Genomic DNA, 14,794 nt, shown 5'->3' with positions numbered 1-14,794 from the left:
CGGCTTTTCGGTCGCTGTCTGGGTGAGGGGTCTTGCCCCTCGCTGCGGGCGAGCCGAAAGATGCTCACAAATTATAGCAAAAGAGTTGGTCAATCGATTTTAGATTTTAGATTTTAGATTTTAGATTGAAGCATTGACCCCACGGATGAATCCGGGGGCTTGTATCCTGGATGCTTTCGGTCAAAATAACTTTTCGGGCGATCGACTAGCTTTTTGTTTTAATATTTTTTAATATTTAGGGAGACAAATCCTGTACCGAAATTTTGAGGTCAGTTCGCTTTGATATTGTTAACCCTGCTAATTTTTTCTCTGATTGTAAGTAGAGCTTACACTAAGAATTTGCGCCGATCGGTCGAAAATGCGCCTCGAACCGACAGAAGTTTGGCTAAGCTGTCACCGGAGTCCGCCGCGCAGTTCCCTAAAGTTTCGGTAATCGTACCAGCATACAACGAGGCAGAGAATATTCGGGATTGCGCGAGATCCATTTTGGAGAGTACACCGCTGTCTGTGGACAACTTAGAGGTTTTAATTGTAGACGATCGCTCGACAGACGACACGTTAGCGATCGCGCAAACCCTGCAACAGCATCTCAACGACCCCCGGCTTAAAATATTAGCAGGTCAGCCGCGACCAACCAACCAATATTGGGCGGGCAAAAACTGGGCCTGCGCCCAAGCTGTGCAAATAGCAACCGGAGACTTCTTATTATTTATCGATGCCGACGTGCGACTCAAACCAGGAGCGATCGAAACCGCTATTGCCACAGCCGAAACCGAGAAAATAGACTTGTTCACCTGTATGCCAGCGCTGGTTTGTGAGTGTTTGGCCGAGTGGTTAGTACAGCCGATAATGTTCAATCACCTAGCAGTTTGCTACGACTTTACCGCCGTCAACGATCCCTCGAAAACAGACAGTGCTTTTGCGGGCGGGCCGTTCATGTTATTTAGGCGATCGGCCTACGAAAAAATCGGCGGTCACGAAGCAGTTGCCGGCGAAATTGTGGAAGATGTGGAACTAGCTAGACGCATCAAACGTGCGGGTTTAAAGCTCGGACTTTATTCCGGGTCAGATTTGGCATCCGTGCGGATGTATCGGTCTTGGAGCGCATTGTGGGAAGGCTGGACAAAGAATTTGTATCTCGGCGCTAACCGCAGTTGGGGCTTGATGGTTTACATGGCTGCAATTATGTTCTTTATTTATCCTATGCCGTGGATAGGATTATTCATTATTCTGAAACAAATAATTTCCGTCTTCCCTCTTTCTTCTTCCGTCTTCTCTCTTCCTTCTTCCTTCTTCCTTCTTCCTTCTTCCTTCTTAGTAATAATCGTAATTTGGCAGCATTACAATTTGCGCCGCTTGGGTGCCGAGATTTCTGAATGTCCGACGAAATACTGGTGGTTAGGAGGTTTGGGAGGTGCGTTAGTGGCGGCGATGGCGATCGGTTCTGCGATTAAAACCGAAACTGGTTGGGGATGGACTTGGCGCGGTAGAACTTTGCAAATTAAGAGTTAATTAAGACTTGCATAGGGGCAGGCAAGATGCCCACCCTACAAAAAATTAACTCCTTGTGGAACAGGCATCTTGCCTGTTCTTAAAAATCATCGAAAATGTGAGTTATAGAAGACCGAAGGTAGAGCTAATCATAACATCCGTTACATCCGTTACATCCGTTACCGAACTTCCGCGTATACAAAAGCAGGTACGCGCTTGTAAGCAGGCGTGCCCGATCGCTTTTCAATCTCCGGGTGAAAAATCACATTAACTTCAGGATAAAACATCAAAGCAGCACCCTCACGAACCGCCCCGTAAATCACCTCGACATTTTCCATTTTCCCCACATTTCCCTGGACCGTCACGCGCTGATGTTCTTGAAAACCAGTGCTTTCTGCATCCGCGCGATTCATCAAAATGCAGTTGCGGTGCGGCATTCCCCGGTACTTGTCATCAATTTTGTAGACGACAGTATTATGCTGAGAATAGCTGCGTCCCGTCATCAATGCCACAACAATACCCTGTGTTGACTCCGATACTCCAAATTCTTTCGCTTCGGGTAATTTCAACTTAGGTAAAGGCGTGACAAACATCTTCGCTTTCCCAGACTCTGTAGGGAATTTAGGTTCTGTAAAAATGCGACCGCCGATCGTGAATTCCTCTTTTGTTTCATCAATTGTGGCTATTTTTTCATAGCCCGGAATAGTTTTACCAATCAATTGGCGAACGTATTTTGTGTCTTGAAGTTGGCGCCAATCAACGGGAAAATTACCGTGAATTCTGCTGGCTAATTCTGTTAAAAAATGCACTTCAGGAATCAAATCCGAATTCTGGAGATGAGTTTTTCCCTCATCATTTAAACGCACAAAATTATTCCCCGATTCCACCGTTGTTTTGTGGGGGTTTTCAAAGCGATTTAGCACGGGAATCACAATTGTATTGTGCTTGGCTAATCCGTGAAAATGCCCTAAATTCGGTTTGGTTGCGAGGTAGATAACGGTTTCAACATTGCTTAAAGCGCGTTTTGCCTGCGTTGAATCTGGATTCGCCCCGTACAAGTTGCCACCCAGACAGATCAGCGTATCGACTTTGCCTGCATCTGCTGCTTCAATGAGCGATCGAGTTTCGTAACCCTTAACAGGACTGAGGGGACGATCTAACAGTTTTTCTAAAGCTTGTTGAATTTCTTTTTTCAGCTTGACAGTGACGCCCATAGAGCCGAATCCTTGGACATTTGAGTGTCCTCTGACTGGCATTAATCCCGCCCCTTCTTTGCCGACATTTCCCGTCATCAATGCCGTATTGGCAATGCTGAAAACGTTATCTACACCGTTACCGTGTTGGGTAATTCCCATCGCCCAACCGAATACAACTCGCTTTGAAGTGCCGATGATTTTGGCTGCTGCCTCAATTTCTGCTTGGGAAACTCCGCAGGTTTTAGTAATAGTTTCCCAATCGGTTTGGCGGGCGTGCTGGACTACTGCTTCCCAGCCTTCTGTATAGGCTTGCAAGTATTTTTCGTCCAGCAATCCTTGTTCGATTATAGACTTTTGAATGCCGACAAATAGCGCCGTATCGCTGCCCGGAATTGGTTGCAAGTATAAGGAGGAAATATCGGAACCGGGGATGAGCGACTTGACGGGAAATGCTGGAGAACCAAACTTGACTAACCCGATTTCCATCACCGGATTGATTACAATGATTTTACCGCCTTTGTCGCGAATTTTAATTAATTCGTTCATGAAGCGGGGATGGTTGTAGGCAGAATTCGCACCCGCGAGCACGACGCAATCTGCTTGCTTTAAGTTTTCTAGACTCACTATCGAGGTGCGAGTGGCAAACATTTCGCTTAAGCCAGTTGTCGAGGGAGCGTGGCAGAGATCGGAACAATCTGCTAAGTTATTGGAACCCATCGCCCGCATCATCAATTGCAGCAGAAAAGCCGCTTCGTTGGAAGAGCGACCGGAACTGTAAGATGCCACTCTTTCGGGGGTTTTGCGAAAAGCAGCTTCGGCAATTTGATAAACTTCTTCCCAAGAAATGCGATCGTAATGAGATGAACCAGCCCGCAAAATCATCGGAAAACTCAGCCTTCCCAGCCTATCGGCTTCCATTGAAGTTAATTGCTGTAGTTCTGCAATACTCTTCTTTTCAAAAAATTGAGTTGAGATAGCCGGCTTGATTTCAGCGGAGATTGCTTCGACGCTTTTCATGCAGCGCTGAAGTTTTTCACCCTCTTCATTTGTAAAACCTCCTTTCTGCCCGCCAGTGCCCCAAGAACATGACAAACAAGCACTTTTGTGCAGCAAAGTTTTCCAAAGTTTCGGCCCTTCCGGGGACAAGCTATGTTCTGCCCAATATTCTATTACGGGCAAACCGCCCCCTATTTCTGGTGTTTCCTCGTTTGTCTCGTTGAATGGCGGGATTGGTTGGACATTTTGGGAGTTGACATCCATGTGGTTGACCTTTTGTTTGAATTGCGGATTGATGGGGCTGGCGAACCGCCAAATGAGTTAAATTTATTACTGGAATTTTACCGCAAATTTACAGCCCAAAACACCAGTCAACAGATAGATTTTTTAATCTAAATTTAACTCGATGTTCGCCGTCACGAATGCAAGTTTTTATTCATCCGCCGACAGAGGAATGCAGTCCTCACTAAATGGTTTATTTCCTCTTATTTAAGGCCTGCTTGCCAAATCCCAGACACAGCAGCCGATCGCCCTCAGCAACATTCGGGTCATTCTGCAAATAATCTCCCAACCATTCGCAACTCCGAGCAATGATTTTATTCAGTTCAAAATTCTCCAAAGGCCACAGAATTATAGTCCTATCGCTGCTAGCAAAAGCCAGAGTTTTGCTGTCAGAACTAAAAGTAACGCTCAACACGCGATCGCTCGATTCCAAAGTCTTCGATAGCAGCGCCTTCTTGCCGTCAAAATCCCACAGCTTAACAGTATTTCCCCCACTCGCCGCCGCAATCAATTTGCCGTCGGGACTAAAACTCACGCTTTCTACAGTATCGCTGTGGTCGAGTTTTTTAGTTAAATTCGCCATTTTTCCATCAAACTCCCACAAGTAAACTTTTTTGTCACCGCAAGCAGCAGCAATAGTCTTACCGTCGGGACTAAAACTAACATTTTTAACGCTGTCCTCGTGGTCGAGAGTTTTCAGGATTTTCGCCGACGAACCGTTGAATTGCCACAGGTAAACTCTCTTTTCTCCGGTAATTTCAAAAGCCTTTTTCTTCCCGCTTGCCTTGTCCTCAGCAGCGGTAGCAGTAGCAATAGTTTTGCCGTCGGGACTGAAGCTAACGCTAATTACTGGATTGCTGTGATCGAGTTTGGCAAACAAAGTTGCTTTAGAACCGTTCCAGCGCCAGAGGTACAATTTGCGATCGGCACTTGCCGCGGCAATTATCTTTCCATCGGGACTAAAACTCACGCTTCTAACAATGCCGCTGTGGCTGAGAGTATCTAACAGTTTGCCGTCTAAACTCCAGACTTTCACTGTTTTGTCATTGCTGGCCGAAGCAACAGTTTTATCATCAGGGGAAATGCTCACCCAGGTAACAGAATCCTTGTGATCTTCTAAGGTTTTGAATAAACTACCGTCAGTGCGCCAAAGTCTCACTGTTTTGTCCCCGCTAGCAGAAGCAATTGTTTTGCCGTCAGCACTAAAACTGACTTTGTAAACCCAGTCTCCGTGTCCCGATAAAATTTTATTCAGCGGAGTGCTGTCCGGTTTCCAAATTTTCACTATTTTGTCCTTACTTGCGGAAGCAATAGTGCCATCACCGCTGAAACTCACTGCCCTCACATCGTCTTGATGTCCTCGAAAAGTGTTGAGCAAAGTGCCGCTGCGACTCCAAACTTTCACCGTATCGTCTGCACTGCCGGTGACAATTTTTTTGCCGTCGCGACTGAAACTCGCGCTGACAACTTCATCGTTATGTCCTTTGAGAGTTCTGATTTCCTCACCGTTTCGGTTCCAAATTTTGGCTGTGGTGTCGGCACTTGCTGAGACGAGTTCTCGGCTGTTTGGACTGAACTTAATGCTGTACACAATGTCAGAATGTTTGGTTAATGTTTTGGGATTAATTTTAAATTTCTGGGTTTTAGTTTCTCTGTTCCAAAGTTTGACAGTTTTGTCAACACTTGCTGAGGCTATTGTTTGGCCGTCGGGGCTGAAACTGACACCGAGCACCCAGTCTTTGTGTCCGGTTAAGGTTTGCAGCAATTTTTTGTTCGCAAGGTTCCAGATTTTGACTGTGTTGTCGTGACTGGCGGAAGCTAGGGTTTTGCCGTTGGGACTGAAACTGACGCTGGTGACGATATCGCGGTGGCTGGATAAAATGGCGATCGCACTTTTGTCGTTATTTACTTGCCAAATTCTAATTGTGCGATCTGCACAACCAGTCGCGATCGTTTTCCCATCGGGACTAAAACTAACACTCGTCACGCTATCCGGGTGATTGAAAGTTTTTAATAACTTACCTTCTTTAGTCCACAATTTAACAGTTTTGTCAGCACTTGCCGAAGCAACTGAATTGCCATCGGGACTGACACTCACATCCAAAACAAACTTGCTGTGCTGCTCGAAACGGTTGCGTTCTTGCACCCCAGAAACTGCTTGTCTGAGTCTTTCAGCAATTTGATATTTAGTGTCCACAGGCAGCGCTGTACTTTTCAGAGAATCACGACCAATTTTGATACTATTTCCCAACACTCCTAATTGATTTTTTTCATTAGATATCACTAAAGCTTCCGACGCCGAATTTAGGGCATCAGTCCGACTGGTTTCTGCTTCTTGCCGTGCGATTTCTGCTAATTTTGCTTGCTCGAATGCCATCCCCGAAACACCTGCGAGTACAAGCACTCCTAGAACCGCCGCCCGCAATTGCCATCTCCGAGATTGGTAAAGTTGAGCTTCCGCTTCGTGCTGTTTTTCTCTAGCTTCCGACAGCAAAGCATCTTGCTCTCTGTCTTTGCGAATTTGTTCAATTTCATCTCGGTTAATTTGGTTTTGCTTTCGCAGTTCCTCAAATTCTGCCTTTTGATCTAATTCTTGCTGCTGGCGAATGAAGCTAACTAAATAATCGTGAACGAGCTGATAAAGCTCAGCAGGCAGTTCCGTCCATCGAAAAACTAAACCAGAGCTTACTAACAGTTCTAAGACTAAATCTAATTTGTCAGCTTCGGCAAATGTCGCTAAATTCGAGGCTAATTCTGCGCGGGTTTTTAGGGGACGTATCTCCTCTTCATCTGTGAGCAAATACAAGACTCTGCGTGCAGCTACTTCATTCTCTGGGCCGCAATCTTTGATGACTTCTTCGAGAAACCTTTCTACTAATTTTTGTTGCGGATTGTTGCCGAGTTCCTGATATTGAGTTAAAGTTCTAATGTTCTCTTGTTGCAGTTGAGCGCCGACAAGTTGTAGTTCGATCGGGCGGACTTCTCCCAATTCTCCAGCTAAATTTTTGACTAATTCTTCGATCAACTCCGGTTCTAAGTAAAACTGCGCTCGCTCAGTTAAAGTACGAATTACGGATCGCGCATCGACCAGCGAAAAGTTTCCCAAATAAAACAGAATGTTTTTGCTGAGAATGTCCTCCAAAATATCATTGTTAACAAATCCTGTCTGGTTTTTGGGTCGGGAAAATTCTAGCAAATAGTGCAGGTAATCTTCCCGCAAACACAGGACGACTTTTAAATATTTGATTTTCAAGCATTCCCGCAAAAAATCAAAAAATATTTGTCTTTCCGCTGGCTCTTTCCACACGAAAAAAAATTCTTCAAATTGGTCAAATATCAGAACAGTTACTAAATGTTCGGAATTTATTTGCAGCTCCTTGAGAATATTGTCGTATTCGATCGCCTGTTGTTGTATGATTAATTCTATTGGCTGTGACTGCTCCCTTTTATCCTCATTATTCCCAGTCGAGCCACCCTGAAATCCCGAAATAAGATTTCCCTTGACTGCACCTGCTTCTACGGTCAAATCTACCGGATCAGTTTCTGGTAAGGCTTCGGAATTTTCCGGATCGAATATTTCAGCTTTCCCAGCAGATAGCTGTCTGGTCAATTCCCGCGGCCAGTTGTTGTAAACTTGCAACACTACGGGCAAAACAGTCCGCATTTCTATTTTTTTTTGTTTAAGAGCTGGTACTAATCCTCCCGTGACTATTGAACTTTTCCCAACTCCAGACTGACCGTAAATTACTGTCAGTTTGTCGGGGGTATTGTTCATCCTATATATCAAGCGGTTGAGGTCTTGCTCTCTGCCGGAAGCTGTAATTTCGTCAGCAATAGTAGCAGCGCCGGCAATAGTTTCGGCGACGGAATTAACCGCTTCTCTGTGCGGCTGCAATTTTCCTGCTCCAATAAAAGCTCGGAACCGATACGTGTGTTCCACCGCTCGATAATCTTGCTTAATTTGAAATGCTTCGAGATATTCTCCCCGCTGAAAATAGAGCGATCGCAGCATTTCTAAAACCCGCAAATACAGTTGCGGGTTGTAGCAAGGTTCGGTTTCCGAGCGAGCAAGCTCTAAATGTGCGATCGCCTCCTGCACCTCACCCAATTGACTCTGAGCCTCTGCTAAAATTAACAGATATAAGCCTAGATGCTGGGACTTTACAGGGGTTCCCTGTCCCGTCGCTTCTAAATTTGAGTTGAGAACGTCTAGAGCGATTAAAGCCCATTCTTTCGCCCCTTTCCAGTTCTTTTGCTCTAAGGCTACTCTAGCCAAAAAGCCGTAATCTTGAGCCAAATTAACTGCTGAATTTTCCATATTTTCATGTAACCTCCGAGCTTTGATAGCTAAATTCCAGAGTGCATCCCAATCTTCTAAATGCTGCAATACTTCGCCAAGTTGATTGATGAATATACCAACGGCATCCGGCCGTCCCGCCTGTTCTAAAATATCAATACATTCCTGAAAATAATTCTTCGCCTCCGTCCAGTAAGGACGGTTGCCGGTGCGGTGTTGTTCTGCTTGGAAGCGGTAACAAAGACCGATGTGGAATAGCAGAATTCCCTCTAACACCGGTGCTGGGTGAACGGTAAATAACAAATCGCTAAATTCTGTTTTTTGTCCAATAAAGGCTACTTGATACTTCCAAAATTTGAGACTTTTTTGGTACAATTCAATGGCGGCAGGGATGCGGTGACAAGCATATTCGTGCCTGCCGCGAATAAATTGCAAACTCGCTTCAATAGCTGGTTCTAACCTGATGTTGCAAGTTTGCAAGTCTTGGCTGGCAGACTCTAGTTCAGTCAAAGAATTGGCTCCGAGAATGGCAGAATTAGTTAAACGCCAATTGCCACTTTCTAAAATGTTGGAAAAAATGCGATCGGCACTTTTGCCCAGGAACTCCACCAAGTCGTCGGGGCCAATCACAAATTCAACACTTGTCGTCCAAGTTTCGATATCTGTTACTAACCGAATCAGTTTTTTTAAGATTTTGTCTGTCACCCACAGCACCACCGGAAAGGGAAAATTATTCCGAAATTCTTCCCTCACGTAGTTGGTAGAAATTAGCACCTGATCGATCGCACTTACCGATTCTAATCCAAACACCATTAAAGCTGGCGGGTGGCTGCAGGAAAGTTTGGTTTCTATCGTCGTGTAAAGAGTTTTAACAGATGCGGGAAGGACAATTTCTCGGATCTCTATACCCGACTCCTCCCGCAAGTGCCTTACAATTTCCTCTCTCATCGCACTGTAATTGCACCGTACCAAAATCAGCGAAAATTGCCCCTGAGACATCGAGAGAGTCCGGGAGAGAGTTTGCAGCGAACTTTTGTTTTGCTGTGCTGCGGTGTCTTGCTGGCAGTGCGAATTAAGCATAATTAATATTTGAAAAATATTCTCAGGATAGGTGCTGTCAACTGCCGAAAAAAGGAAGTTCGGCAACGGATTTTTTAACGGATGTAACGAATGGAAGGAATCGACGGATTTTTTAACGGATTTTTTAACGGATGTAACGAATGGAAGGAATCGACGGATTTTTTAACGGATGTAACTGATGGAAGGAATCGACGGCAGGGGAAAGTGCAATTAAGAATTTCATAACCGTTTTGGCGGTTGCTCTAAGTTTACTTTTAACCGTTTTTACGTTTGTCAATCAGAGCGAAGAATCACATGATTAATTGTATTTCTGCACTTTTGGGTGATTTCCTATCACTGGGAACCATAAATTAGTTAAGTTTATTTCAGCCTGCATACTTATTATGTTAGCCGATCGCAATTAAAGCATACCCAAATAAATACATACTCTGTTATTCGCATATTCCCAGCAAAATCAACCGGAGTTTACTGAAATCTTGATAATTGCTCCAATTCTACCCAGCAAATGAGTCTTTGTTTGCGGGAGTCCCAGCCATCGCCAAAATCGCACCAATCCGATTCAGTTATTCGCATATCCCAGAAATCCGGCATTCCCGCGTTGACTGGCCTCTGGCCGCACTGAGATAAACTACCGGGGGCGGCTCATCAATTACAGGTTGAAGATTTTTTGTCATAAATTTACTAATCTCCATATCTAAAGTAGCTGCGAAATCAGGTTCATCCCAATCCTCGCTTTCTTCAATGCTAATTGTTGTTGGTGGCCCAATATCAAAATCTAGCTCATCGCCCAAATCCGAAACTTTCTTAATTGGCTCTATTTTCTGCTCGGTATCAGTCGCTAAAGCTTGAGTTGTATTGGCTATTAGTACGATCGGCAGTGCTACTATGGCACTTATCGTTTGTCGCGCCGTGATTTTCCTCATGGTATCCTCCTGGTATAAACTAAATTTTGGTGCTGCTATACATTCAACATCTGCGGCTACTTTAGAGCGCTCTCAGTCGATTTTAGATTTTAGATTTTAGATTGACTCCACAGAAGAATCTGAGAGCTTTAACTAGGGTCTAAAATTGTGCGCTGCTTAACACTCCGGCACTTCGCAAGTATCCGTTTTTGAGCAGAGTCATTAATTAATAGTGGCTTGTTTTTCCACAGGATATAACCTGATCTGTGACTCTTCATGGCAAGTTTGTTTAACTGAGCATATCCGGTCAAGTGTTTGCCTTTCTATTTACTACGTGAAAACTCTTAAACAGTCAGGTTTTCCCGTTAAGAAGTAATTCCCCGGTGTTTGCGAGTGTTCATCTCAGACTCGAAGCAAAGTGGGTGAGAAGTTCGCGCGTGCGTAGCTATCCCGTAGGGAATCGCACACCCGTTTTCGCACACCCGTTTTCGCACTCCCGCGCTGCCACCAGTAAGCTGATGTGACATACCACAACCACGGAATATCTGTCAATACTTATATCTTAACATTTCTAATTTTTTGCATAATTCTCGTTACCAGGAAGAGCCTGGTAACGCAGCTCGGCGAGGCAAAGCCTCCAGCCAAGTCTAGAGGACTCCTATTTCGTCAAGCCGTGTTCGAGAGCGAAGCGAACCAACTCAGTACGGCTGTTAGTACCCGTCTTGCTAAACAAACGGCTGACGTACTTTTCCACATTACGCACGCTAGTTTCCAAGCGGCGGGCAATTTCCTTATTCATCAAACCTTGAGCAACCAAATCCAAAACACTTTGTTCTCGCGGAGTCAAATCAATTTTAATCGGCGAAGGACTTTGGGCGATCGAACTCCGCCCACTCAGCAAAGACTCAATTCTCGCCATTTGGCTTGTCAAAGCAGCAATATCTGGACTTTCAGCATTTTCACTTGTCTCCTTAGCAGCCGCGCGGCGGGCCAGCAAATTGGTTACTATTGCTACTAATTCGTCGGGATCGAAGGGCTTAGAAAGATAAGCATCGCAGCCTGCTTGATAGCCTTGAATGCGATCGCTCGTCATCCCCTTAGCCGTCAAAAACACCACCGGCAAAGCTTTATAGCGAGGATCTTCCCGCACTTGCTTGAGAAACTGATAACCGTCCACCTGGGGCATCATAATGTCTGAAATCACCAAATCCGGATTAGTCTGCTGCAAGATTTCCCAGCCGTCGCGAGCATTACTGGCAACCTCAACCGCAAAATCGCTATCTTCCAAATAAGCTTGTACTGCTTCCCGCAAGCCCGGTTCATCATCTACCAATAATAATCGTGCTGACATCTCTGTTACCTTCTTAATAGTGTAAATATTGTAGGTTGGGTTGAGGAACGAAACCCAAATCTTCATTTTAAATAAGGTGTTGGGTTTCGCCATCGCTCAACCCAACCTACAGAATAAAAACTTTAGCTCAAAACTCAAAACTATTGTCTTTTGTTCCCCTTAAACTTTGGAACGATCGGTCAAAATTTCATAGCCAGTTTCTGTCACCAACACAGTATGCTCAAACTGAGCCGACATAGCATTGTCAACTGTTACAGCAGTCCACTTGTCAGAAAGCGTCCGAGTGTACTTAGAACCGGCATTCAGAATCGGTTCGATCGCCAATGTCATACCGGCTCGCAATTTCACGTTCGGCATTTCCCGCGTGCGGAAATTGAAAACCGACGGTTCCTCGTGCAAATTTCGCCCGACACCGTGGCCGGTAAACTCCTCAACGATACTAAAACCGTTGCTTTTGACATGATCTTCCATCGCACCAGCCAGATCGAGCAAATAAGCTCCCGCCTTGACTTGTTCGATGCCTTTGTAGAGCGTTTCTTCTGCGACTCGGATTAATTTTGCCGATTCGGGAGTCACTTCTACAACTGCGATCGTAATGCAAGAATCGCCGTGAAAACCTTGGTAATATGCCCCCGTATCTACCTTGAGAACATCTCCGGCCCGAATTACTTTTTTGGCGCTGGGGATGCCGTGAACAACTTCGTTATTAATGCTAGAGCAAATCGATCCCGTGAAACCGTGATAGCCTTTAAAACTGGGAGTTGCACCCATTTCGCGGATGCGTCTTTCGGCATAAGCATCCAAATCAGCAGTAGTCATTCCCGGTTTCACCATTTGGGAAATTTCTTTGAGTACCGTTGCAACGATTTTCGCTGCTTGCCGCATAATTTCGATTTCGCGTTCCGACTTAATTTCAATGCCTCGACGCTGTTTTTTGACTTGGGGTGCTTGAGTTGGGCTAGAAAGCAGACTGCTAAAAATATTCATGTATTGATGGGCGGGTAATTTTGTACTTGGACGGCAGGTTGAAGCAAAAAACGGCAAATATCCAGCTTTTTGTGGAAAAATGGGTGTCTTGTTCCGAACTGTCGATCGCGTGTCCTTTAAGCTAGCTTAATATTTTTCTCAGTAATCAGCACGGGATTGGGGGGTCAACAAAGCGGTTTTAACCGCCGAGTCCGTCGGCTCAGGATTTCCGAGTATTCCGGTGAGGTTAGCAATTGCTGCAATTAACTGAGTTATGTCAACTGGTTTAGATAAGTGCATCTGGAAACCAGCTTCCAGCGCTTGCTGGCGCTCTTCCTCTCTCGCGTAGGCCGTCAGAGCGATCCCAGGCATCTTTCCACCCCTGATCACTTCCATTTCTCTCACGCGCGCGATCAACTCATAGCCGTCTGCTTCCGGCATTCCAATGTCGCTCAGCAGCACATCCGGCCAATAACTCTCCAGTGCCACTAGAGCCCCGGCTACCGATGCAGCCGATCGCACCACAGCTCCTTCGTCCTCAAGTAAAGCAATCAAAAACTCCCGCGTGTCATCGTCATCATCCACCACCAGCAATTGCAAATTAGCCAGAGTGGGAAGGGTCTCTGCCTGGTCATTGAGGTGCGACCAATCATCGTCAGCAGCAAGGGCGTTCCTCTGTGCCACAGGGAGAGCCACCGTAAATTTCGCACCCTCGCCCGGATTATTCTCTGCATGCACCTTACCGCCGTGCTGTTCCACCAAGTGACGGACGATCGCCAATCCCAGTCCCAAACCTCCGTAAGACCTAGTTGTGCTGCTATCAGCTTGGCGGAAGCGATCGAAAACATAAGGCAGAAAATCAGGCTCAATACCAATGCCGCTATCAATTATCTGAATGTGAGCCTCATCTCCAACTGACTCTAACCGCACCTCTACTTTACCCTCTTGCGGACTAAACTTAATCGCATTTGACAGCAAATTCCACACAATTTGCTGCAAGCGATCGGGATCGCCGATAACTTCACCTACATTGGGACTGCACGTTAATTCTATGACTATGGATTTTTCCTCAGTCAGCGGCTCCAAAGAATCTATTGCCAGCTTAATCGCAGATTCCAACCGAATCGGATGCTTATTTAAATTTAGTTTACCCCGCAAAATCCGCGAAACATCTAAAATATCTTCGATGAGTTGAGCTTGAGATTTAGCATTGCGCTCAATTGTTTCTAGGGCTTTCTCAATAGTGTCTTGGTCAAATGTTTTGGTACGAAGCAGCCTAGACCAGCCGAGAATTGCATTTAAAGGAGTGCGGAGTTCGTGAGAGAGAATAGCTAGAAATTCATCCTTCATCTGGTTAGCTCTCTCCGCTTCTTGCCGCGCCACTTGTTCGCGGATTAGTCTCCCGCGTTCTTCCTCTGCTTGCTTGCGGTCTGTGACATCTCTAACCGTGCCCACATGACCGATAAGTTTTCCCAAATCCGAAAACATTGGTGACGACTGCACGTGAACCCAACGCACGCTTTCGCTACCAGCTAATCGAAACTCGTTAGAATATTCCTGACTTTCTTTAATCCAAGCTAACCAATCTGTGACTACGCGATCGCGATCTTCTGGATGAACTTCCCGCTGCCAAACCTCTACCAAGCTTTCGTCCAAAGCTAACCCGCAAATCGCTTGACAACGGGGATTAATGTATGTACAGCGGCCTTCAACGTCAGCTAAGTAAATTCCCAGTGGCGAACAAGCACACAAAGTGCGAAACCGCTCTTCACTTTTACTTAGTTCACTATTAACAGCCGCTAACTGTGTTGCTTGCTGCTTCACCTCGACGGTTTTTTGGAACAATTCCACAAATACCTGCACCTTCGAGGTCAATATTTCCGGTTCCAATGGTTTGAACAGGTAATCCACTGCACCCAGAGAATAACCTTTAAACACGTGGGTGTCATTACTGCTGAATGCTGTGATAAAAATAATCGGAGTCGCTCGCGATCGATCTCTAGAGCGAATCAATGTTGCTGTCTCAAATCCATCCATTCCCGGCATCTGCACATCAAGCAAAATTACTGCAAAATCTTCATTAAGCAGACATCTCAGAGCCTCCGCGCCCGAACTAGCTTGTACTAGATTATAAGAGGGGCTGTTGAGAATAGCTTCTAGAGCTATCAAATTTTCTGGGCGATCGTCAACTAAAAGGACATTTACTCGATGGGGGGACTGCTGATTCATAATT

General features: G+C 45.5%; 8 protein-coding genes. 1 reads left to right on the top strand and 7 read right to left on the bottom strand.

Features of this window, described 5'->3' with window-relative positions; translation table 11 throughout:
- Positions 1-279: 279 nt before the first annotated feature.
- Positions 280-1,512, top strand: a complete 1,233-nt coding sequence (locus QUA10_RS00770; RefSeq protein WP_333080710.1) for a glycosyltransferase family 2 protein — start codon at positions 280-282, stop codon at positions 1,510-1,512.
- A 158-nt stretch (positions 1,513-1,670) separates the two neighbouring features.
- On the opposite strand, the gene QUA10_RS00765 is transcribed toward QUA10_RS00770, so the two are convergent.
- From QUA10_RS00765 to QUA10_RS00735, 7 genes are all read right to left on the bottom strand, one after another.
- Positions 1,671-3,947 (bottom strand): FdhF/YdeP family oxidoreductase, encoded by a 2,277-nt coding sequence (locus tag QUA10_RS00765; protein WP_333080709.1) that lies wholly within the window; start codon positions 3,945-3,947, stop codon positions 1,671-1,673.
- Positions 3,948-4,158: 211 nt separating this feature from the next.
- Positions 4,159-9,342 carry an nSTAND1 domain-containing NTPase gene (locus QUA10_RS00760; protein WP_333080707.1) on the bottom strand — a complete coding sequence of 1,728 codons (5,184 nt, stop codon included), beginning with the start codon at positions 9,340-9,342 and terminating at the stop codon, positions 4,159-4,161.
- A 563-nt stretch (positions 9,343-9,905) separates the two neighbouring features.
- Entirely contained in the window at positions 9,906-10,265 is a 360-nt protein-coding gene (locus QUA10_RS00755; protein ID WP_333080706.1) for a hypothetical protein, read from the bottom strand.
- Positions 10,266-10,609: 344 nt separating this feature from the next.
- The gene (locus QUA10_RS00750) at positions 10,610-10,771 is read right to left on the bottom strand and encodes a hypothetical protein (RefSeq protein ID WP_333080705.1); all 162 of its coding nucleotides are present in this window, start codon (positions 10,769-10,771) and stop codon (positions 10,610-10,612) included.
- A 131-nt stretch (positions 10,772-10,902) separates the two neighbouring features.
- A complete protein-coding gene (locus tag QUA10_RS00745) occupies positions 10,903-11,595 on the bottom strand; it encodes a response regulator transcription factor (RefSeq protein WP_333080704.1) in 693 nt (230 codons plus the stop codon).
- 159 nt (positions 11,596-11,754) lie between these two features.
- On the bottom strand, positions 11,755-12,582 hold the full coding sequence (map, locus tag QUA10_RS00740; protein WP_333080703.1) for a type I methionyl aminopeptidase: 828 nt from the start codon (positions 12,580-12,582) through the stop codon (positions 11,755-11,757).
- A gap of 138 nt (positions 12,583-12,720) precedes the next feature.
- The gene (locus QUA10_RS00735) at positions 12,721-14,790 is read right to left on the bottom strand and encodes a response regulator (RefSeq protein ID WP_333080702.1); all 2,070 of its coding nucleotides are present in this window, start codon (positions 14,788-14,790) and stop codon (positions 12,721-12,723) included.
- Between the last annotated feature and the right edge of the window lie 4 nt (positions 14,791-14,794).

It is taken from the genome of Microcoleus sp. Pol8_D6 (assembly GCF_036700965.1).
Classification (GTDB): Bacteria; Cyanobacteriota; Cyanobacteriia; order Cyanobacteriales; family Microcoleaceae; genus Microcoleus.
The sequence above is the reverse complement of the archived record's forward strand: the minus strand, read 5'-3'. Positions and strand labels throughout refer to the sequence as shown.